Source organism: Chimaeribacter californicus (assembly GCF_002858675.1).
In the GTDB taxonomy this organism is placed as follows: Bacteria; Pseudomonadota; Gammaproteobacteria; order Enterobacterales; family Enterobacteriaceae; genus Chimaeribacter; species Chimaeribacter californicus.
The window spans coordinates 579,050-600,491 of the sequence record NZ_PJZF01000001.1 but is presented as its reverse complement, the minus strand read 5'-3'; the positions used below and the strand labels follow the sequence as shown (position 1 = coordinate 600,491).

The window sequence follows — 21,442 nt, the reverse complement described above, 5'->3', positions numbered from 1 at the left end:
TGCCGCCCCTACGCTTTCCTTACATACCCAAAGATTTGCAATCTGGTGGGGGCGTAAAAATCATTGCCGAGTGGAGACGCAGGCAAAGAGTACATGCGCGCTCAGCAAAAAGAATCTCCCTCTACTCTTTCCTTACATACCCAAAGATATGCAGTCTGGTGGGGGCGTAAAAATCATTGCCGAGTGGAGCCGCAGGGCCGGGCGAACGGGCATGGATGCCCGTGAGAGTCGCAGCCACGCTGGGAGCGTGGCTGCGGCGGCCCGATCAGCCCGGAGGCGAAATGAGGGTCACCCGCGAGAGCGGGCAATGATTCAGCCGGGGCACCGAAAGCGCGCGGGTGCAGGGCCGGCGCGCCGGCAGGCCCTGCTCGGTTGAGGCATGGTGGCTCAGGAAGATTGCAATGCGGAACAACCGAAACGTTCCACTACACACTAACACCCGAAACATTCCCGCCCATCAGGCATCATTGCCTCTCCCATCCACCCCCCATCCCATGCCACAAATCAATCTGCGCCAGCAGCAGATTGGTCTTAAGCTGAATCACCGTCAGCTGGGTACTGTAGAGCGCCCGTTGGGCATCCAGCTCCTCCAGATAGGAGGCGTACCCGTTGGTATAACGGTTGTGCGCAATCCGCAGGGCATCGCCCAGCGCCTGCTGCTGCTGCTCGGCCTCGGTGAGCTGCTGCCCCAGCCGGGTGATGGCGTCGATGCTGTCATTCACCTGCACAAAAGCGTTACGCACCACGTACTCATACTGGTACAGCGCCTGGTTGCGCGCAGCCATCGAAATATCCACCTGCGCATTCAGCGCCTCGCGGTTGATAAGCGGGGCCAGCACGCTGCCGCCCAGCGACCAGAGCCGGAACGGGTTGGAGAGCACCTCTTCCAGCGTGCTCTCCTGCAAGGTGCCGCCGGCGGTAAGGTTGAGTGACGGCAACAGGTTGGCGCGTGAGGTGGCCAGTGTGGCATCCGCCGCCACCAGTAACCGCTCAGCCTGCACAATGTCCGGGCGGCGGTTAAGCAGCGTTGACGGCAAGCGCGACGGCAACGGCGGCGCGATAAGCTGGTCCAGCGCCGGGCCGCGTGCCACCGGGCCGGCATTTGCGCCAAGCAGCAGGTTCAGCGCGTTCTCCTGCTGGGTAATCTGGTGCTGCAACTGCGGGATCTGCGCCCGCGTCGCCCGGTACTCGGACTCCGCCTGCACCCACTCCAGCCGCGAGCTGTAGCCGGTCTCATACTGCCGCTTCGCCAGATTCAGCGAGTTCTCGCGCGAGGTGAGCGTCGCCTGCGTCAGCGCCAGTTGCGCATCCAGCCCGCGCAGGGTCAGGTAGCCGGACGCCACCGAGGAAGCCACCTGCAACATCGCCGCATCCGCCGCCGCCCGCTGGGCCTCCAGACCGGCCCGCGCCGCCTCGGTGGCACTGCGCTGCCCACCCCACAGGTCAACGTCATAATTGAGTTGCAGCGTACCCTGATACACCGTGCTGCGCGTCTGCTGGCCGGTCACGGAGGAGAGCGTGCGCTGGCGCACCGCGTTCGCCCCGATATCCAGCGTCGGCAACTGGTCACCAATGGCCGCCCGCACCCGGGCCTGATACTCATCCACGCGGGAACGTGCCTGCAAAATATCGGTGTTGTAGCGCAGCGCCTGATCCACCAGCCGGTTCAGCTGCGGATCGCCAAACCCCTGCCACCAGTCATGGCCGCTGACCGAAGAAGGGGCCAACGGCGCCCGCCACTGCGGCGGGATCACAAGCGTATGCGGTGCTGGGTCAACCCGGCTGCCGCCACAGGCTGCCAGCACCAGCACCAGCGGCAACAACGTCAGGTTTTTGCCTCTCATTGCGCACGCTCCACCGGCGGCAACGGCTCTGCCGGCCGGTCGGTATGGATGTTCACCACCACCGACATCCCCGGCCGCAGCCGTGCGCGGGCTGCCGCATCCGCATTAATGCGGATACGCACCGGCAACCGCTGGGCAATCTTCACAAAGTTACCGGTGGCGTTATCCGCCACAATGGTGCTGAACTCAGAACCGGTGGCCGGGGAAATCTTCTCCACCACCCCGCTGTAAACCGCCCCATCCAGCGCATCCACGCTAAAGGTTACCGGCAGGCCGACGCGCACCTGCGCCATCTGCGTCTCTTTCATGTTCGCAACCACCCACAGCTGTTGCGGCACCAGCGCCGTCAGGTGTGTCCCGGCGGCGACATACGCGCCCTGCCGCACGCTCACCTGCCCGAGCTGGCCGTCACGCGGGGCCAGAATGCGGGTATTGGCAAGATCGATCTCCGCCAGTTCCACCGCCGCGGCGGCGTTCGCCACGTCCGCTTCCAGCGAGGCTCGGTTCACCACCACGGTCTGCACGTCCTGCTTTGCCATCACCAGCGCGGCTTTGGCCTGTGCCACATCCGCCTGCGCCTGTGCGGCGGCGGCCCGGCTCGCGTCACGTTCGCGTACCGAAAGCGATCCGTCAGAGACCAGATCCTCCACCCGTTTCAGGTCAAGCCGGGCTTTCTGCGCCTGCGCCCCGGCATTCTGCACCGCCGCCTCACTGCGGATGATGGCCGCCTCGGCACTGGCACGTTGCTGGCGGTTATTCGCCAGCGCCGCCTGTTTCATCGCGTACTGCGCCTGTGCCTGATGCAGCCGCTGTTTATAGATGCGGTCATCAATGGTCATCAGCAGGTCGCCCTTGTGTACCTGATCGTAATCATTTACCCGCACCGACGTGATATAGCCGTTCACCTGCGGGCTGATTACCGTGACCTGGCCGCGAACGTAGGCGTTCTCCGTGGACTGCCGGGTGGGTGAAAACGGCGGCAACTGCCAGGCATACAGCACCACCAATACCCCGATCACTGCAATCAGCAGTGGTACCGCCACCGTGGCTATCCGCTTGGCCCGGTTTTTTTTCGCTGACGGGGCAATAACTTCCTGACTCATGAACCCTCCGTTGAACCGGCAGACGTCGCCGCCGGTGTAGATGCAGACAATGTTGCTTCAGACAGGGCAGCCTGCCGCCGTGCCTGACGGGCGCGCCACTGTTTGCGGGCAAAACGGCTTAACAGCCAGATCAAAGTGCCCGCCGCAATGGATGCGGTGAGCAGGTAAACGTCGTTATAGGCCAGGACATTGGCTTCACGGGTGGCGGCGCTCTGCAACAGCACCACCCCCTGTGCGCCGCGCAGGGTGGCATCCCCCAGGGTGGCACTCAGCCCGGCGCTGTAGCTGTTGAGGCGCTCCATCACCAGCGGGTCAAGGTTGCTGAGGTTATCGGCGATGACACTGGAGTGATATTTTTCGCGCCAGATCTGGAAGGTGCCGAGCAGCGCCGAGCCGATCAGCCCGCCGAGGTTCTGGCTCATGCCGAACACCGCCACAAAGCTCACCAGGTTGCGCGGCTCCGCCACCACACTGCCGATGATCGACAGCATCGCCGGGGCAACGAACAGCGCCCCGGCAAAGCCCATCATGAACTGGCTGACCACCATCTGCGGCGCGCGCGTCAGGTTATTGGACTGGGAATCAAGCAGCGCCGAGGCGATCATCAGCACCAGCGCGATCACCACCGGCCACTCCAGCTGCGTGGGTTTGATGGTCAACGCGCTGGTGGCTATCCCGGCGATTACGCCCAGCAGCACCGCCAGCGACAGCGCCGTCATCTGGTCGTTCTGCAAACCGAGGTATTGCAGGAAACCGATCGGCCCGACGTTCTGTTCCGCCATGACGATGCGCATCAGTACCATGGTCAGCCCCAGGCGCAGCACGCTGCCGCTGCCGAGCCAGCGCACATTCAGCAACGGGTTTTTACGCCGGTGCTCTACCAGCACCGCGGCGACGATCAGCACGATGGCCCCTGCCAGCGCCCAGCCCAGCCAGGGGGTGCTGGTCCACCAGTCGTAGCGGCCGAGCGAGATCACCGCGCACAGCAGCCCCATCCCCGGCGCCATCAGGAAAAAGGTGACGAAATCCATCTTTTCAAAGGTGTTATAGCGATCGCCCGGCGGCAGTTTCAGCATCAGCACGCAGCCAAGGCAGATCAGCGCCAGCCCCAGCTCAAACAGATAGAGGCCGCGCCACTCGTTCAGCTCCAGCAGCCCGGCGGAGAAGAGCCGCGCCAGCGGGATCGCCAGCTGTGACGCACTGATGCCGATCGCCAGCGCTTTCAGCCGGTGCTTGGCCGGGAACGCCTGAATCATGTAGTAGATGCCGAGTGAACTCAGTGCCGCCGCCACCGCACCGTGTGCCGCCCGCACCGCGATGGCGGAACCCAGATCGTTGACGAACAGGTGGAAAAAGGTCACCAGCGCGTAAAGCAGCAAAAACGCCTCGGTAAACAGCCGCAGGCCAAATTGCATACGGAACTTTACCAGCAGCAGGTTGATGGAGATGTTGGTCATTACGTAGACCGCCGGCAACCAGGCGACCTCGTTGCTGAACGCGCCGAGCACCCCCTGGAGGTTGGTGAGGTTGGCGGTGACCAGCGCGTTACCGAGGCTGCCGGTGATCGCCACCAGAATCCCGACAAACCCGAACGCCAGCCGTTTTGGCCAGGGGTGCAGCGGGGTGGACGGCGAACCCGGCATCATCGGGCGCTCATGCGGCGCCCACTCACGCACAATGTAAGGTTTCATCGGCTCTGTTCAGCCGCCTGCCGCAATGTCTCCAACACCCGCATGGTGACGGCAAGATCCTCCCCCGCCAGCGAGGCCAGCAGGTTTTCGCGCAGCGCATCCGCCTCGCCTTTGACCTGCCGGTACATCGCCTGCCCGGCGTCGGTGACCACCAGCAGCCGCTTGCGGCGGTCTTCCGGCGTCATCACCCGCTCCACCAGCCCCTGGCGCACCAGTTTGTCGATCATACTCACCACCGTGGCCCCTTCCAGCCCCAGGGCGGCGGCCAGTTCACTTTGCGTCAACGGGGCATCCGCCCCGGCGATAGTAGAAACCGTGACCCAACTGGCCTGGTTCAGCCCCTGCGCCTTCAGCCGGCGATCGACAGCCAGCCGCCAGGCACGGGCGGTAAAGTGCAGCAAACGGGAAAACTGGGTGGGGTCAGGCAGGAAAGTCAACGCATCAGGCATAAAGATAGAAGTCACATAGTTAGATATCTAACTAAAAATATCATGAGAAATTCATAACGCCAAGACGGATAGATTAATTTTTATATTGAATGGATGAATGGATGAATGGATGGATAAGGCAAGGAATGAAATAAGGGGAATGCGGGCGCCCCAGACAGGGCGCCCGCAGCCATTTACTCGTCAAGCGCCGGTTTAAAAGCGTGGCTCACCTGATGGTTGCGGCTGTAATTGGCCAGCCGGCGGGTATCCTCATGGCTGTAGTCCGGATCGATATAGATATGCATCCGGCTAATCAGATCGCCGTCAAACTCAAACACGGTACAGAACAGGCTGAACTCCTCTTCCCCCACCGGGAAACGGTCGCCGTTCTGCATCACACCTTTGACGCCGCCTTCAATCACCATGACATCGCCCTGACAGATATAGCGGAAGTGTTCGATGTCATGTTTAAAGCGCTCGACCTGCCTGACCAGACGTTTGCCCAGATTACCCAGCTCGGTTTTGCCGCGGCTGCTGCCATACTTCGGAAAGAACAACGCGACATCATCGCTGAACAGATCCAGTAATGTGGCGTCCTGCGCATCAAGTTTCGAGTAGTAGGTCTTAATTACTTCGAACCGCGCATGTTGGCGTTCAGTTTCTGTCATAAATCCCCCTCTGCTGAACAGTGTCACCACCCGTCCGGCGCTGAATCGTTATGGTATAGACCGCTAAGTGTTACCGGCCGCGGCCCAAGCTCATTAAGATTACTCTTAAATACAAAAAACGGCCTGTGATCGCACGCCTTTTAACCACAGAGGCCGGGCGCGGGACAGGCGCATTTACGGCCCTGAAAATATAGACCCTGAGACCCTAAAATGATTCAGCTTATCTATTGATTTAAATCAAATTATAAATATTGAAAATAACTGCCGGGGCGTTATGCTGACAATATGCTGCTTTTTCAAGCAACCCGGCGTGCCCCCGGAATGCCGCCACCGCCACGCACACTGTCGTGCTGAACCCAAAATGGAGGTATGGAATGAACAGAACCTGCCCGGCGTTACAACAAACCCTTGAAAAGCTCTACCACGGCAATAACCCTGATGCGGAATTGCCGCTGCTGGTGATGTCCTCTGAGGAGGGCGGCAAACTCTATTTTGCCGAAGGCACCAGTAAAATGGAGAAACTGCACTCGATTGATCAGGCGATCAGCAACATGCTGACCTACCGTGAAGCGCTGGAAAAATGTGACTGATACGACCCCGGCTGCGGAGAACTCCCGCAGCCGGGCAACGGTCAGGCCAGAATGGCGGCCGGCAGCGGCGTTTCCCCGCCGCGCACTTCCCACTGCTTGCCTATGGTCGCCGGTTCAGCCAGCACTGCCGTCACCAGGGCGGCCACGTCCGCCCGTGGGATCGCCCCGCGCCCGGCCTTCTCGCCCAGCGTGACCCGGCCGGTGGCCGGATCGTCCGTGAGCGGGCCGGGCCGCAGGATCGTCCACTGTAACCCACTCGCCCGCAGCGCGCGGTCAGCGTCACGCTTTGCTTCCACATACGCGCGCCAGACGGCGTCCGTTTCCGGCGGCAAGGGGTCATCCGCGCCCACCGCTGACACCATCACATAGCGGCTGACCCCGGCCAGCCTGGCGGCGGCGATCAATTTCACTGCGCCGCCGTAATCCACGGTGCGCTTACGTTCAGCGGTGGAACCGCCCCCGGCTCCGGCGCTGAACACCACGGCGTCCACGCCTTCCAGCGCGGTCGCCAGCTGTTCCGGCGTCGCCTGCTCCACATCCAGCAATACCGGTTCCGCGCCCAGCCCGCGCAACACCGGCACCTGCTCCGTCTTGCGCACAATGCCTACCGCCCGGCGGCCCTGCGCCACTAGGTTCTGCACAATCAATTGGCCAATTTTGCCGTGTGCGCCCACGATTGCCACACTGTTCATTTGCGCTCCTTGTTTTTGCATGTGCCACTAACCTTAGCATATAGCAGGCAAGCCGCAGGATAGCGACGGCAGATGACAGCGATGTGACATAGGGGGAATGGGATAGCGCCCGGCATATGCCGGGCGTGAGTCAGAAATCCATCAGCGCCTGGCGCAGGGTGAGGCCGGGGGCGGCGGAGTCGCTGAGATCCAATTGGCTCTCCAGCACGTTGAGGTGTTCCAGCATCAGGCTGACGGCGGCGGCGGCGTCGCCCTGCGCCAGCGCGTCCAGGATCGCCTGATGCTCCCCGGAGGAACAGGCAGGCACATCATTGCGCTGGTAGAGCGCCACAATCAGCGAGCTGCGTACCATCAGGTTGGCGAGGATCTCCCGCAGCACCATGTTGCCGCCCACCTCCGCCAGTACCTGGTGGAAGCTGCTCAGCGCGCCCACAATGGCCCGGCGATCGCCGCTCTCTATCGCGGCGCGCTCGCTTTGCATCTGCGCGTGCAGGCGCGGCTGGTGCAGCGCCATCTTCTCCGGGGTGATCGCCTCCACAATCGCCCGCTCAATGGCGCGCCGGGCAATGAAAATTTCCCGCGCTTCTTCGGCCGAAGGCTGAGATACCATGGCACCGCGGTTGGGCGCGATGGTCACAATACGCTGGAGCGCCAGGCGCTGGAGAGCTGCCTGAACATGGTTGCGGTTGGCGTTTAACGCCTCCACGATGTGTGCCTCAACCAACCGGGTGCCGGGGCGGAGGCGGTGCTGTGCAATGGCTTGCGCCAGAATATCCACAATGCGCGTTACTTCGCGTTGTTTGGCGGTGGCAGTTCTGTTCATCTTTTTTTGTCCTGTCGAAGTCTGCCCGTCTGCAAATAGGCCTGCAGAATCCCGGGCATTATCCTTGCCGCCCCCGGCTGGGTCAAACGCCGCAGTGCATAGCTCCCCGCCCACCATCAAGGTGTTGCGCAACCCCTCTTAATTATTTAACGTTCATTAAATTAATAATTGACAGCGTCCGGCAGAATCAATAAATTGGCAGCCGACACCGATCGTTGGTTAATGAACCCTCGCGGATCCTGTACCAATAATGAAGAGTATCCTCCCCTTATGACGGAATATAATAAAGATCGCGCCTTGATTGACGAGCTGATCCACTGGATTGAAGAGCACCTCGACACTGCGCCCCGTATCGAGACGGTGTCCCAGAAGTCCGGTTACTCAAAATGGCACCTGCAACGTAAATTCACCGCGCTGACCGGCATGAATATCGCCACCTATATGCGTAACCGCCGCCTCTCCAAAGCGGCGATTGCCCTGAAAACCAGTGACGATTCGATCATCGACATCGCCACCCATTACAGTTTCGACTCGCAACAGACCTTTACGCGCACCTTCAAAAAGCGCTTCGGCATTACGCCGCACCAGTACCGCATTTCGGATGACTGGCACGTGGAACTGCTGACGCCGCATTTCCGCTTTGAGGAGCCGTTTAAGCTCAATATTGAGTGCATCAATGTGCCCTCGTTGCAACTCAAGCGCCTGCGTGATGACGTGACGCTGTTTGACCGCAGCAGCGCCCCGGAGAGCAAATCCCATTTTCTGGCAATGCGTGACCAGCTGATGTGTGACGCCTTCCGCCACGCCCCGGTGCGCAGCAGCCCGATCTTCAGCATCATGAGCGGTAAGAACGAGGCGCAGGAGGGCAAGTCTGTGCGCTATACCCTGGCGGAGAGCGCCAGCGGCAGCACCCATGACACCCAGCGGGTGATTGTCGACGGCGGCTGTTTTATGTCGATCAAGTTCTCCGGCACCATGATGGAAACCCACCAGCTCACCAGCTTCCTGTTCGACAATGTGTTACCGGAGTTGCGCAAAAAGGTGGGGGCCAGCCATGAGATTGAACAGATCCAAATGGAGCCGGCAGCGAACAGCGGCAAGTGGAGGCAATCCCAGGTGGATTACCACTATATGCTGTCACTGAACTGACGATGCCGTCGTTGAGCTGATGATGTTGTCACTGGATTGATCAGCCCCGGCCCGCCTCCTGCGGGCCGGGGCCACCGGCAGCCTCACGCTGCCCCGCGCAACTCCGCGCACAACGTTTCCATATAGCCCTGTAAAAACCGCGTTCGTTTCTCGGCAATCGCCCTGCCCGCCTGCGTCTGCATGGTGGCCGGCAACCGCAGCAGCTTTTGCTGGAAGTGGTCGAGGGTGAAACGGCGGTCATCCAGTTCGCGGCGCTCCGCCAGCGGATCGTCCGGGTCTACCAGGTCGCGCCCCAGCGCGCCGGAGACGTAAAACACCCGCGCCAGCCCTATCGCCCCCAGCGTATCCAGCCGGTCGGCATCCTGCACAATTTTTGCTTCCAGCGTTTGCGGCGGGATGTTGGCGCTGAAACTATGGGTGCGTACCGCATGGGCCACGGCGTCATACAGCTCATGGGGAAAATCGGGGAAGTCGTTTTGCAGCAGGCTTAATGTCTCTTGCGCCGCCATGGTTGAGGCGAGGTGGCGCTGCGGGTGGTTCTTTGGCAAGTTAACAAAATCGTGGAAATAGCAGGCGGCCAGAACCACCAGCCGGTTGGCTTCCTGCCCCTGCATCAGCAACTGCGCGTTCTGCCATACGCGATGTAAGTGATTGATGTCGTGTGCTTTATCTGCCTCTGGTCGGGAGGCCATATAGTTCTGGAACCGGATTTCCCATTCACTTATCACCATCGTTTACTCCTTGCGGCCCGGAAAGCGGCCAATGTTGCAGAATAATTCATTGTGAAATCAAGGGTTAGCGGAGGCCTTATTTGCTGGCATCATACCCTGTACTGCGTTACAACAGTTTTACACGTTGTGTAGAAAGAGTGTTTTTTATCACACCTCTTGTTTACATAAAGATTTCATATTCATCGGGCAGATCACAGCAAAACGGATTTTGCCCGTATTCAACAGTGTAGCTGCAAAATACCAGGGAGTGAGAAGATGCAACTTGCCACCGTGAGTTGGCCGCTGGGCGTCAACAATGTAGATACGATGATGGCGCAGGCCGCCGCCCTCCGGCTGCCGGGCGTACAGTATTGCGGCGACCCGCGCCAGTGCCCGGCAGAGCGGGTAAAACGGGCGGCGGCAGCGCATAACATTCGGATAATTGCCATCGATCCGCTGGACTGCGCCCCGCCGCGCGCCGGGCAGGCCACAGACGATCAGGCTATCGCCTTCTACCGTACGCTGGTGGACTATGCGCGTGACACCGGCTGCGGCGTGCTGACGTTGCAGGGCCTGTCACAGTGGACCAAGCAGGCGGCCACAAAACAGGATGCCTATGCGCAACTGGTGTCATGCGTGCGGGAAGTGGCGGCCTATGCGCGTGAACAAGAGGTGGGCCTGCTGTATGAAGTGTGCAACCACTATGAGGTGCCGCTGATCCACACGGCGCGGGAGTGCCTGGATATGTTGGACGAGGTGGGATGTGACGCGATTCGCCTGATCCTCGACAGCTTCCATATGAACATTAATGAGCCGTCACCGGTACAGGCCATTCTGGCAGCCGGTGACCGGCTGGGCATCTACCATATTTCTGACTCTAACCGGGCCGGGATCGGCAGCGGCAACATCGATTTCCTGGCGCAGTACCGGGCGCTGAAGCAGATCGGTTTTTCAGGTGATGTGGCGATTGAGCTGGTGCTGCCGCACCTGACGCCGATGACCCCGCCGCAGACCGAGGCTGACCGGCGGCGGCTGGATGCAGAGATCCGCCGCAGCGCCGCCGTGTGGCAGGCGCTGGCTATTGAGGGTTAGCAGACGCCGAAATCGCCGTCCTCATGGTAAGGGGAGAGCTCCTGTGCACTGAAGGCGCGGGATTTCTCCTCGCCTACTGTGCCCCAGGTGCACTCCACGCTGTCACCGTCCACGCTTCTGACCGTCATTTTCTGTCCGCCGCTTTTCGGTTGGACGATGTCCCCGGTTTTAAATTCCATGCTGTTCTCCTCGTGTCGCTTGGTTGTGGGGTATCACGCCGCCCTGCCGGGCGCGTGGCGTTTCAACAGTATAGCCAACCGGAAAATATCCGGCTGCTCCGTAGCTTATGCTAGAATCTGGCGCTCAGCGCCTCGCGCCATAAGCGTTGCGGCACGTAGCTCTGCAACAGGTCAATGGCGCACGCCAACAGATCGGCATCCAGCTCATGGCCCGCCTCCCAGGCGATGTCCAGCGTGGCGTCGGCATCGATCTCTTTCAGCCGCGCAAACGCGGCCTGGGCATGGCGCACCTCAATCACCGGATCGGCCCCGCCATGCAGCAGGTGCAGGGTGGTGGCCGGGGCGGCGTGTTGCGGCAAGGTGGCAAACCGGCCGGAGAACGCCACCACTCGCCCGGCAAGGGCGTGGTCACGGGCGCTGGCCTCGAGCGCCATAATCGCCCCCTGATCCAGGCCGATCAGTGCAGTCTGTGCGCCGGTGACCCCCAGCCGCTGCTGGGTCTGGCGGATCTCCGCCACCAACGGCGGCAAGGCATCGGCGACCCGCGCCGCCAGATCCTGCTCACGCATAGCACGGCCGGAAAACCACTGGCGGCTCTCCGGGTCGGCGTCATCGGCATCAAAAGGCTGCGGCGCTTCCGGCACCACAATCGCCGCCGCCGGCCAGTACTGACGCAGCGTAATCACCAGCGGGCCCAAATCGTCCGGGTGGCCGCCTGCCCCGTGCAACAGCACCATCAGTTGTTGCGGCGTGCCGGTTGCCTCGTCCGGCAGGAATTCCTGTAGATGCATAACCGCTCCTCTGTGTGGCCCCGCCTGCCGCCGGAACGCGACAGGCGGGCTCTTCCCAAAGGATAGACCATCACACCGGGTTAAACGGCCGGAGCCCCCGCCGGCATAATGCGATAAGCGCAGCGGCGCGCGCCGGCCAGGATGTGTTCACTGCGTTCGACCCCCGCCTGTAACACCTCGCGGAACACCGTCAGCTCGCTGCGGCAGAAGCCCTGACAACTGGCCGCAGCGGCACAGATGGGGCAGTGATTTTCTACCAACAGGTAGCTGCCGTCCTCCTGCGGGAGGTATTCAGCCATATAGCCTTCACGGCAGCGCAGCGCCACCAGCCGGGCCAGCCGGGCTTCCAGCGTCTCTGCCCCGGCCATCGCCTGCTGGTAGCTTTCGCGGGTTTCCGCCTCACGCACCGTCATCAGCGTCTCCAGGGCCGCGTCACCCAGTGAACCGCGCACCATCCGCAACAGATGCACCGTCAGTTCGGCGTGGGTATCAGGGAAACGCGCATGACCGGCCGCCGTGAGCTGCCAGCGCTGGACAGGCCGCCCCACTCCGCTGGCGGTGGCTTGTGCGGCCAGCAAGCCCTCTTTTGCCAGTTTGACGCACTGCTGGCGCGCTGCCTCACCGCTGGTACCCAACAGGTGACCCAGATCGGCGGCCTGCAACGGCCCCCGGGTTTTCAGCAGCATCATCAACCGCTCCGCCACCGGCTGGCGCGGCATGGCATCGGCTGGCTGGCTATTTTCCACGTTTTCGCTTGACTTATTCCCCACCGCCGCTCACCTTTATTCCAAGAAATTTCTTGTTTAATTTAGCGCAGTGCCGGCCGCGCTTCAATCTGTTGTTCTCTGACAGGCAAAAAACAACGCAGGAGTCATCGATGGAACGTAACGGACATTCCGGCTGGGGCGCGCTGTTCGCCCCCGGCCAGCGCGGCAGTGCACTGGTGCTTTCAGGGGGCGTGGCGCTGCATGCCACCAATAATTTGCTGACCACCACGATTCTGCCCTCCGTGGTGCAGGAGATTGGCGGGCTGGCGCTGTATGCCTGGAGCACCACGCTGTTTGTGGTGACGGCGCTGCTGGGTGCGGCACTCTCTACCCGGCTGCTGCGCTGGGCAGGCCCGCGCCCGGCCTATGCGGTGGCGGCGCTGTTTTTCAGCCTCGGCTGCCTGATCTGTGCGCTGGCACCGACCATGCCGCTGCTGCTGGTTGGGCGCACGGTGCAGGGGCTGGGCGGCGGGTTTCTGTTTGCGCTCTCCTACGCCATGGTGCATTTGATGTTTCCCCCGGCTCTCTGGACGCGGGCGATGGCCCTGATCTCGGCCATGTGGGGCATTGCCACGCTGGTTGGCCCGGCGATCGGCGGGGTGTTCGCCAGCTGGCACGCCTGGCGCTGGGCGTTCGGCCTGATGTTGCCGCTGACGCTACTGTTTATCCTCGGCGCGCAGTGGGTGCTGCCGCGCGGCAATGCGCACCGCCAGCCGCCGGAACCGCTGGCATGGCGGCAACTTGCACTGCTGGTACTCTCGGTGCTGGTGGTAGCGGTCACCGGCCTCTCCTCCGATGTGCGCGCCCATCTTGCCGGGATTGTGCTGGTGGTGGTGATGTTGCTGGTACTGGGCCGGATTGAGTCACGCTCGGCGGTGCGGTTGCTGCCGGTGGGCACGCTGCGGCTCTCCTCCCCGCTGGGCGGGCTTTACCTGGCGGTGGCGCTGCTGATGGTCGGCATGGGGTTTGATATCTATCTGCCCTACCTGTTGCAGGTGCTGCATGGGCAGTCGCCGCTGATGGCCGGTTACCTGTTTGCGGTGATGTCCGTGGGCTGGACGCTGGGCGAACTGTGCAGCGCCGGGCTGGGTGCCCGTGGGGCGCGGCGGGCGATGCTGGCCGGGCCGTTGCTGATGGCAGCGGGGACAGCGTTGCTGCTGGTCTGGTTGCCGTCACCCTCAGCCGGGGGCGTGGTGGTGCTGCTGTGGCTGTCAGCCGGGCTGCTGGCGATGGGCTACGGTGTGGGCGTCGGTTGGCCGCACCTGCTGGCGGGCATGTTGCTGCATGCCCAGGCCGGGGACAAAGACCGCGCCGGCTCATCCATTACGCTGGTGCAGTCATTTACCGGCGCTATGGGCGCGGCGCTGGCCGGGATGGTGGCCAATGCCGCCGGAATTAATGCGCCGGGCGGCGAAACCGGGGCCACGCAGGCCGCATTCTGGCTCTGCCTGATGTTTATCCCGGTGCCGCTGGTGGCACTGATTGGGGTAAGGCAGGCCACTTCCGTAAAAGCTGCGGAGCCGGTGGTACGGGATGCGGCCTGAGCCCTCCGCCCTACATTAAACCACGGCGTCAACTCACGTCTTTAAATCACGCCCTTAAATCAGGCCCTTAAATCAGGCCCTTAAATCAAGCCCTTAAACCACGGCCCCGCCTCCTGCGGGGCCGTAGTCGCTCGCCTTATTTACTGATCGGTTTCGCCGCCGGTGCCGGGGCGGCCGGGGCGGGCGCGTCCTCTTCCGGGGTCAGGCCGCGCTCTTTGAGCATCGGGCCGATCTCCGGGTCTTTGCCGCGCCAGTCGCGGTAGAGCTGCTCCAGATCTTCACTGTTGCCGCGTGACAGGATCTGGTCGCGGAAACGCTGGCCGTTTTTCGCCGTCAGCCCGCCCTGCTCTTTGATGCCTTCGAAGGCGTCATCCGCCAGCATCTGCGTCCAGAGGTAGGCGTAATAGCCGGCGGCATAGCCGTTCCCCCAGATGTGCTGGAAGTAGCTGGAGCGGTAGCGCGGCGGCACGTAGCTGATGTTCAGCCCATCCTGTTTCAGCGCGGCGGCCTCGAAGGCGTCAGCATCCTGCACCGGCTGGTCGGCGGTCAGCGCGTGCCAGTGCATGTCCAGCAATGCCGCAGCCAGCAGCTCGGTCATCTCATAGCCTTTGTTGAACTTCGAGGCTTTTTCGATCTTGTCGCGCAGTTCCTGCGGCATCGGCTTTTTGGTCTGGTAGTGGCGGGCGAAATGGGCAAAGACTTTTGGGTCATCCGCCCAGTGCTCATTGAACTGGGAAGGGAACTCCACGAAGTCACGCGCGGTATTGGTGCCGGAGAGCGACGGGTACTGCTGGTCAGCAAACATGCCGTGCAGCGCATGGCCGAACTCATGGAACATCGTGATCACATCATCCCAGGAGAGCAGCGCCGGTTGCCCCTCGGCCGGTTTGGCAAAGTTGGCGACGTTGTAAATCACCGGCCGGGTGCCGAGCAGTTTCGACTGGTCAACGAAGTTGCTCATCCACGCGCCGCCGCTTTTGTTGTCCCGCTTGAAGTAGTCGGTGTAGAACAGCGCCAGCGATTTGCCTTTTTTATCAAACACCTCATACACCTTCACATCCGGCTGGTAAACCGGCAGATCCGGGCGCGCTTTGAAGGTCAGGCCGTAGAGCAGCTGGGCGGCGTAGAACACGCCGTTCTCCAGCACGTTGTTCAGCTCAAAGTAGGGTTTGATCTGGGCGTCATCCAGATCATAACGGGCTTTGCGCACCTGTTCAGCGTAGTGCTGCCAGTCCCAGGCTTCCAGCTGGAATTTGCCGTTCTGGCTGTCGATCAGCGCCTGGATATCCTGCGCCTCACGTTTTACGCGCGCGGTGGCGGCCGGCACGATGTCATGCATAAACTTCAGCGCCGCCTCCGGGGTTTTCGCCATCTGATCCTGGAGTTTCCAGGCGGCGTAGGTCGGGAAGCCCAGCAATTTGGCCTGCTGGCTGCGCACCTGTGCCAGCCGGGCAATCATCAGCCGGGTGTCGTTGGCGTCGCCCTTTTCCGCCCGGTTCCAGGAGGCCTCAAACAGCGCCTGCCGGGTGGCCCGGTCTTCCAGGCTCTGCAAGGCGGGCTGCTGGGTGGTGTTCTGCAACACAATCACCCACTGGTTTTCCAGGTTGCGCTCTTTGGCCGCCGCAGCGGCCGCCGCGATCTCCGCCTCGCTCAGCCCCGCCAGCTGTGCCTGATCTTTTACCGTCAGCGCCCCGGCTTTGGTGGCCGCCAGCAACCGTTGGGTAAAGCGGGTGCTGAGGGTGGCCGCTTCCTGGTTAAGCTGCTTCAGCGCGGTTTTGTCGGCGTCAGAGAGCCTGGCCCCGGCCAGCACGAAATCCTGCCAGGTCACCTCCAGCAGGCGGCGATCCTCCGGGTTCAGTTGCAGCGTGTCGCGCTGCTGGTAAAGGGTGTCGATACGTTTAAACAGCGCGCTGTTAAGCCGGATGGCATCATCCAGCGCCGCCAGCTTCGGGGAGATCTCTTCATCAAGCTTTTGCAGGTTATCGCTGGTGTTGGCGGAGGTCATGGCACCAAATACATTATTGACCCGCGTCAGCAGGCTGCCGGTGCGCTCCAGCGCCACCAGCGTGTTCTCAAAGGTTGGCGCATCCGGGTTGGCGGCGATCTTCTCCACTTCTTCCTGTTTCTGGCGGATGCCCTCCAGCAGCGCCGGGCGGTAATCGCTCTCTTTGATTTTATCAAAGGCCGGTGCCTGCATACTCAGCGTGCTGGCAGAGAAAAAGGGGTTCTCCAGGCGTTGCAGTACCGCCGTGGGTGACGATGGGCTTTGCTGTTCACTCGGCATGGCCGTCTCCTGTGCTGTGGTGGGGGCCGCCCCGGCCGGCAGGACACCGCCTCCCCAGGCCACGGTCAGCGCCAGTAACAGCGGCGACAGGCGTAAGGCGGGAAATGTGGAGCGGCTGGAATAGAAAGATAGCGTGTGACGGCATACGCCGTGGCGTGCAATAGAAGTGACCATAAGCGGAAAGACGCCTCCCTGTGAGCCGGTTGCGCCCTCGCCGCCGGCTAAGCTGCTGATAAATGACCTCATGAGCATAGGTGGCATTGACCGCTTCAGCAAAATGCTGTCATGCTTTTTTGCGAAATGTTACGCAAGATTTTTCCGGTCAGCCTGATAGCAGGCGATTATTTCACCGGCAATCGCCACCGCGATCTCCGCCGGCAACTTGCCGGTCACGTCCGGCAGCCCGATCGGGCAGCGCATCCGTTGCAAACTGGCCTCGCTTATCCCTTTGCCGCTGAGGCGGTAATCAAAGCGTTTACGTTTGGTGGCCGAGCCAATCAGCCCAAAGTAGCGGAAATCGCCCCGGCGCAGGATCCGTTCGCTGAGCGCCAGGTCGAGCGGATGATCGTGGGTCAGCACCACGAAATAGCTGCCCGGCGGCAAACCGGCGACCACCTCTTCCGGCTCCTCCGCCACCTGCTGCACCACGCCCGGCGGCAGCGTGGCCGGGAACTCCGCAGCCCGGCTGTCTACCCAGTGGATGCGGCACGGCAGGGTCGCCAGCAGGTTCACCAGCGCCCGGCCAACATGCCCGGCACCGAACACCGCAATCAGCGGCTGCCGCTGCACCAGCGGTTCAAACAGCAGCGTGGCGCTGCCGCCGCAACACTGCCCGAGACGCGCCGCCAGCGGGAAGCGCTCCAGCCGGGTGGTGGGGGCGGCGCTGTGCAACAGCGTCCGGGCCTGCGCCAGCGCCTGAAACTCCAGGTTGCCGCCGCCGATGGTGTGGTAACAGCGGTCGGCCGTCACCACCATTTTGCTGCCGCTGTCACGCGGGGTGGAGCCGTGGTGCTCCACCACCGTCACCAGCACGCAGGATTCGCCGCGCTGTTGCAGGTCATTCAGGGTCATCAGCCACTCATCGTGTTGCATAGGCCTGCTCCTGCCCGGTTTCCGCTGCCGATTGTGTGACAACGTCACGGTCGGCCTGCCGCTGCATCGCCATGGTGGCCATCAGCACCCGCTCCGGCGTGGCCGGGGCGTCAAGCGGCGGCTGGTGCCGGTAGTGGCCCAGCGCGGCGACCGCATCCTTCAGCGCGCACCACACGGCGATGCCCAGCATAAACGGCGGCTCGCCGACCGCTTTCGAGTGGAACACGGTCTCCTCCGGGTTTTTGCGGTTCTCCAGCAATTTAACGCGCAGATCCGGCGGCACGTCGCCTATCGCCGGGATTTTATAGCTGGCCGCGCTGTTGGTCAGCAGCCGCCCGCGCGCATCCCAGACCAGTTCCTCACAGGTGAGCCAGCCCATGCCCTGCACAAACCCGCCTTCGATCTGGCCGATGTCGATCGCCGGGTTCAGCGAGGCGCCGACGTCATGCAGAATGTCAGTGCGCAACAGCCGGTACTCGCCGGTCAGGGTGTCGATGATCACCTCTGCGCAGGCCGCGCCGTAGCTGTAGTAATAGAACGGGTGGCCGGCGGCTTTGTCGCGGTCGTAGAAGATTTTCGGCGTGCGGTAATAGCCGGTGGCAGACAGCGACACCTGGTTAAAGTGCGCCTGCCGCGCCACCTCGGCAAAGCTGTAGTAGCGCTCTTTCACCCGCACCACACCGTTGCGGAAAACAATCTCGCCCGCCTGCGCCTGATGGGTCGCCATCAGCATGGCAACCAGCCGCTGTTTGATGGTCTCTGCGGCATTCTGCGCCGCCTTGCCGTTGAGATCGGTGCCGGACGAGGCGGCAGTCGGTGAGGTGTTCGGTACTTTGCCGGTGTCGGTGGCGGTGATCTGGATGGTGTCGATGTCCACCTGGAACACCTCGGCCACCACCTGCGCCACTTTGGTATTCAGCCCCTGGCCCATCTCGGTGCCGCCGTGGTTCAGCTGGATGCTGCCGTCGGTGTAGACCAGTACCAGCGCCCCGCCCTGGTTGAGGAAGCTGGCGGTAAAGGAGATGCCGAATTTGACCGGCGTCAGCGCCAGCCCGCGTTTCAGTACCGGGCTGGCGGCATTGAACGCGGCGATCTCTGCCCGGCGGGCGGCGTAATCCGCGCTTTGCGCCAGTTCGTCGGTGATTTCGTGCAGCAGGTTCTGCTCCACGGTCTGGTAATAGGGGGTGACGTCGCGCCCCGGCCCGCCGTAATAGTTGGCGCGGCGCACCGTCAGCGGGTCCTGGCCGGTTTCACGCGCGATATGGTCGAGGATGTTTTCAATCGCCATCATGCCCTGCGGGCCGCCAAAGCCGCGATAAGCGGTGTTGGAGGCGAGGTGGGTTTTGCAGCGGTGGCCGGTGATGGTGACGTCGCCGAGGTAGTAGGCGTTGTCGGCGTGGAACATCGCCCGGTCAACAATCGAGCCGGAGAGATCCAGGGAGTAGCCGCAGTTGGCCGCCAGTTCAATCTCGATGCCGTGGATCACGCCGCGATCGTCAAACCCGACGTCATAACGCACGTAGAACGGGTGGCGCTTGCCGGTCATCATCATGTCGTCCTGCCGGGAGAGGCGCATTTTGGCCGGGCGGCCGGTGAGCCGGGCCGCCAGGGCCGCGTGGCAGGCGGCGGCGGCGGCCTGCGTCTCTTTGCCGCCAAAGCCGCCGCCCATCCGGCGCATGTCGATCACCACTTTGTGCATCGGCACCCCGAGCACCGATCCTACCAGCTTCTGCACTTCCGTCGGGTTCTGGGTAGAGCTGTAGACCAGCATACTGCCGTCTTCACCCGGCATCACCGAGGCGATCTGCGTCTCCAGGTAAAAGTGCTCCTGCCCGCCGATATGCAGCTCGCCCTGAATGCGGTGCGGCGCGACGGCCAGCGCGGCGGCAGAATCCCCGCGCCGGTGGTGGTGGCTCGCCTCAACCAGGTGCCCGGCCTGCAACGCCGTTTTCACATCAAAAATTGCCGGCAGTTCGCGGTACTCAATAATTGCTGCCTCAGCGGCACGGCGCGCAGTAAGCGGATCATCCGCTGCTACCACCAGCACCACCTGCCCGAGGTACTCCACTTTGCCGTCTGCATAGAGCGGGTCACCCACCGTCAGCGGCGCGATGTCATTGTCGCCCGGCACATCCTGCGCGGTGAATACCCGCACCACGCCGGGAAAGGCGTAACACGGCTCAACGTCAATGCGCACGATCTCTGCGTGCGCCACCTCGCTCAGGCGCGGCACCAGATGGAGCTGGTTGGGAAACTCTAACCGGTCATCAATATAGACCGCCTCGCCGGTGACATGCTTTTCAGCACTCTCATGTTTCCGGCTGCGGCCCACGCCGCCTGCCAGCCCGGCACGGAACCGGGCTTCCATCTCTTGCTGGCTCATCACCGGGATCGCTTTAGACATAGTCAGTCACCTTGATGGGTTGGTGCGGGGTGGCGAGTTCAAAATAGGCGCGGCGCAGCAGGTTTTGCGCCACCTGAAGACGGTAGGCGCTGCCGGCGCGGAAATCGCTGATGGGGGTGAAGTCGTCGGCCAGCGCCCGGCAGGCCAGTTCCAGCGTGGCGAGCTGCCAGGGTTGCCCCACCAGCGCCTGCTCCGTATGCCGCGCCCGTGCCGGGACAGCCGCCATGCCGCCATAGGCCAGCCGGGCGGCCTGCACCACCCCGTGCCGGATGTCGAGGCTGAAGGCAGCACAGACTGCCGAGATGTCATCCTCCTGGCGCTTCGACACCTTGTAGATTTTCAGTGACGTTGTCACGCGTGGAATCAGGATGCGCGAGATAAATTCACCCGGTTGCAGCGCCGTCTGGCGGTAACCCAGGAAGAACTCATCCAGCGGCAGCGTGCGCGTTTCTGCGCCGCATTGCAGTTCCAGCGAGGCATTCAGCGCCAGCAGCGCCGGGGCGGCGTCACCTATCGGCGAGGCGTTCCCCAGGCTGCCGCCGAGCGTGCCCTGGTTACGGATTTGCTGTGAGGCAAAGCGCGTCAGCAGATCGGCGAACGCCGGGATCTGCTCCCGCAATACCGGCAGGCAATCTGTGAGCGGCGTGGCGGCCCCAATGGATAACTGGTGCGGATGCTGTTCAATGGTGCGCAGTTCCGGCACCTGATTCAGCGAAATCAATAATGGGAAATGCCGGCTGCGCTGGGTGATCGCCAGCGCCAGATCGGTGCCGCCCGCCACCAGTTGCGCATGCGGCTCCGCGCTGTAGGCCCCGGCCAGCGCCGCCAGGGAGTCCGGCATCAGGCAACGCGGGCCGTTATCGCTGAGTTGCCGCAGCCCGGCCGGGGCCAGCGCCTTCAGGCGGGCCAGCGTTTGTGCTTCGGCCTGATCAAACTGATCCTCTTCCGGGGCCTGAGCGGCCAGCTGGTCAGCGGCTGCCACAATCGGCCGGTAGCCGGTGCAGCGGCAGAGGTTCCCGGCCAGCGCCTGTTCAGTGTTGTGCTGCCCCTCCTGCTTTTGCAGCGCAAACAGCGACATCACAAAGCCCGGCGTGCAGAACCCGCATTGCGAAGCGTGGCACTCCACCATCGCCTGCTGCACCGGGTGCAGCTGGTCACGCTGTTTGAGATCTTCCACGGTGATCAGCTGTTTGCCGTCAAGGGCGCTGACCAGCGTGATACAGGCGTTTACCGTGCGGTAGCGCAGCCGGTCACCGGCCGGTTCAGCCAGCACCACGGTGCAGGCCCCGCAGTCGCCGGAGGCGCAGCCCTCTTTGGTGCCGCAGCGCTGCTGGGTGCGGCGCAGCCAGTTCAGCACGGTGGTGTTCGGGTCAAGCCCGCTTTCACGGTGCAGACGTTGGTTGAGCAGAAACTGGATCATAACGTTACCCTGTGGCGCTGAGGGTGCCGCCTGCGCGGCACCGGCTTAATCAGATGACCTGTCTGTACAGGTGACATTCCTGAACAAGTGACATTCCTGTACAGACGATTTGTACAACCGGTCAGATATTGTCAGTTAATTAAGCAATTTCAGTGCCAGGTTAACGTTTTG

Annotated in this window: 19 protein-coding genes; 4 read left to right on the top strand and 15 right to left on the bottom strand. The window is 62.5% G+C overall.

Annotated elements, in window-relative coordinates:
* Nucleotides 1–464: 464 nt before the first annotated feature.
* The 5 genes from CYR55_RS02785 to CYR55_RS02765 all read right to left on the bottom strand — a co-directional run bounded on the left by CYR55_RS02785 (nt 465) and on the right by CYR55_RS02765 (nt 5,734).
* On the bottom strand, nt 465–1,844 hold the full coding sequence (locus tag CYR55_RS02785) for an efflux transporter outer membrane subunit (RefSeq protein WP_101814613.1): 1,380 nt from the start codon (nt 1,842–1,844) through the stop codon (nt 465–467).
* Nucleotides 1,841–2,947 (bottom strand): HlyD family secretion protein, encoded by a 1,107-nt coding sequence (locus tag CYR55_RS02780; protein WP_101814612.1) that lies wholly within the window; start codon nt 2,945–2,947, stop codon nt 1,841–1,843. Before CYR55_RS02780 ends, CYR55_RS02785 begins: the two co-directional genes overlap by 4 nt.
* The gene (locus tag CYR55_RS02775) at nt 2,944–4,638 is read right to left on the bottom strand and encodes an MFS transporter (protein ID WP_175580780.1); all 1,695 of its coding nucleotides are present in this window, start codon (nt 4,636–4,638) and stop codon (nt 2,944–2,946) included. Before CYR55_RS02775 ends, CYR55_RS02780 begins: the two co-directional genes overlap by 4 nt.
* Nucleotides 4,635–5,087 (bottom strand): MarR family winged helix-turn-helix transcriptional regulator, encoded by a 453-nt coding sequence (locus tag CYR55_RS02770; RefSeq protein ID WP_101814689.1) that lies wholly within the window; start codon nt 5,085–5,087, stop codon nt 4,635–4,637. Before CYR55_RS02770 ends, CYR55_RS02775 begins: the two co-directional genes overlap by 4 nt.
* A gap of 173 nt (nt 5,088–5,260) precedes the next feature.
* Nucleotides 5,261–5,734 carry a nuclear transport factor 2 family protein gene (locus CYR55_RS02765; RefSeq protein ID WP_101814611.1) on the bottom strand — a complete coding sequence of 158 codons (474 nt, stop codon included), beginning with the start codon at nt 5,732–5,734 and terminating at the stop codon, nt 5,261–5,263.
* A 374-nt stretch (nt 5,735–6,108) separates the two neighbouring features.
* Here CYR55_RS02765 and CYR55_RS02760 point away from each other — a divergent pair, with 374 nt between their 5' ends.
* Nucleotides 6,109–6,324 (top strand): hypothetical protein, encoded by a 216-nt coding sequence (locus CYR55_RS02760; RefSeq protein WP_101814610.1) that lies wholly within the window; start codon nt 6,109–6,111, stop codon nt 6,322–6,324.
* Nucleotides 6,325–6,365: 41 nt separating this feature from the next.
* Here the strand turns inward: CYR55_RS02760 and CYR55_RS02755 are convergent, their stop codons facing one another.
* Both CYR55_RS02755 and CYR55_RS02750 read right to left on the bottom strand, forming a co-directional pair.
* Nucleotides 6,366–7,016: an SDR family oxidoreductase gene (locus CYR55_RS02755; protein ID WP_101814609.1), complete on the bottom strand. Its 651-nt coding sequence runs from the start codon at nt 7,014–7,016 to the stop codon at nt 6,366–6,368.
* Nucleotides 7,017–7,146: 130 nt separating this feature from the next.
* Nucleotides 7,147–7,839, bottom strand: a complete 693-nt coding sequence (locus CYR55_RS02750) for a GntR family transcriptional regulator (protein WP_101814608.1) — start codon at nt 7,837–7,839, stop codon at nt 7,147–7,149.
* 270 nt (nt 7,840–8,109) lie between these two features.
* Here CYR55_RS02750 and CYR55_RS02745 point away from each other — a divergent pair, with 270 nt between their 5' ends.
* Complete coding sequence (locus CYR55_RS02745; protein WP_165699508.1) at nt 8,110–8,988, top strand: helix-turn-helix domain-containing protein; 879 nt, start codon at nt 8,110–8,112, stop codon at nt 8,986–8,988.
* A gap of 83 nt (nt 8,989–9,071) precedes the next feature.
* Here the strand turns inward: CYR55_RS02745 and CYR55_RS02740 are convergent, their stop codons facing one another.
* Nucleotides 9,072–9,719 (bottom strand): phosphohydrolase, encoded by a 648-nt coding sequence (locus CYR55_RS02740; RefSeq protein ID WP_101814606.1) that lies wholly within the window; start codon nt 9,717–9,719, stop codon nt 9,072–9,074.
* Nucleotides 9,720–9,974: 255 nt separating this feature from the next.
* On the opposite strand from CYR55_RS02740, the gene CYR55_RS02735 reads away from it, so the two are divergent.
* Complete coding sequence (locus CYR55_RS02735) at nt 9,975–10,790, top strand: sugar phosphate isomerase/epimerase family protein (protein WP_101814605.1); 816 nt, start codon at nt 9,975–9,977, stop codon at nt 10,788–10,790.
* Here CYR55_RS02735 and CYR55_RS02730 read toward each other — a convergent pair.
* From CYR55_RS02730 to CYR55_RS02720, 3 genes are all read right to left on the bottom strand, one after another.
* Nucleotides 10,787–10,969: a YodC family protein gene (locus CYR55_RS02730; RefSeq protein ID WP_101814604.1), complete on the bottom strand. Its 183-nt coding sequence runs from the start codon at nt 10,967–10,969 to the stop codon at nt 10,787–10,789. The two genes, CYR55_RS02735 and CYR55_RS02730, sit on opposite strands and share 4 nt — an antisense overlap.
* Before the next feature lie 110 nt (nt 10,970–11,079).
* Nucleotides 11,080–11,760 carry an esterase gene (ypfH, locus tag CYR55_RS02725; protein ID WP_101814603.1) on the bottom strand — a complete coding sequence of 227 codons (681 nt, stop codon included), beginning with the start codon at nt 11,758–11,760 and terminating at the stop codon, nt 11,080–11,082.
* An 80-nt stretch (nt 11,761–11,840) separates the two neighbouring features.
* Nucleotides 11,841–12,479 (bottom strand): helix-turn-helix transcriptional regulator, encoded by a 639-nt coding sequence (locus tag CYR55_RS02720; protein ID WP_101814688.1) that lies wholly within the window; start codon nt 12,477–12,479, stop codon nt 11,841–11,843.
* A gap of 158 nt (nt 12,480–12,637) precedes the next feature.
* Here CYR55_RS02720 and CYR55_RS02715 point away from each other — a divergent pair, with 158 nt between their 5' ends.
* Nucleotides 12,638–14,071 (top strand): MFS transporter, encoded by a 1,434-nt coding sequence (locus tag CYR55_RS02715; RefSeq protein WP_101814602.1) that lies wholly within the window; start codon nt 12,638–12,640, stop codon nt 14,069–14,071.
* 136 nt (nt 14,072–14,207) lie between these two features.
* Here the strand turns inward: CYR55_RS02715 and dcp are convergent, their stop codons facing one another.
* The 4 genes from dcp to xdhA all read right to left on the bottom strand — a co-directional run bounded on the left by dcp (nt 14,208) and on the right by xdhA (nt 21,271).
* The gene (dcp, locus tag CYR55_RS02710; protein ID WP_101814601.1) at nt 14,208–16,529 is read right to left on the bottom strand and encodes a peptidyl-dipeptidase Dcp; all 2,322 of its coding nucleotides are present in this window, start codon (nt 16,527–16,529) and stop codon (nt 14,208–14,210) included.
* 129 nt (nt 16,530–16,658) lie between these two features.
* Nucleotides 16,659–17,447 (bottom strand): xanthine dehydrogenase accessory protein XdhC, encoded by a 789-nt coding sequence (gene xdhC / locus CYR55_RS02705; protein WP_101814600.1) that lies wholly within the window; start codon nt 17,445–17,447, stop codon nt 16,659–16,661.
* Nucleotides 17,434–19,851 (bottom strand): xanthine dehydrogenase molybdopterin binding subunit, encoded by a 2,418-nt coding sequence (gene xdhB / locus CYR55_RS02700; RefSeq protein WP_175580779.1) that lies wholly within the window; start codon nt 19,849–19,851, stop codon nt 17,434–17,436. The genes xdhC and xdhB overlap by 14 nt, the downstream gene beginning before the upstream one ends.
* Entirely contained in the window at nt 19,844–21,271 is a 1,428-nt protein-coding gene (gene xdhA, locus CYR55_RS02695) for a xanthine dehydrogenase small subunit (RefSeq protein ID WP_101814598.1), read from the bottom strand. Before xdhA ends, xdhB begins: the two co-directional genes overlap by 8 nt.
* Nucleotides 21,272–21,442 lie beyond the last annotated feature (171 nt).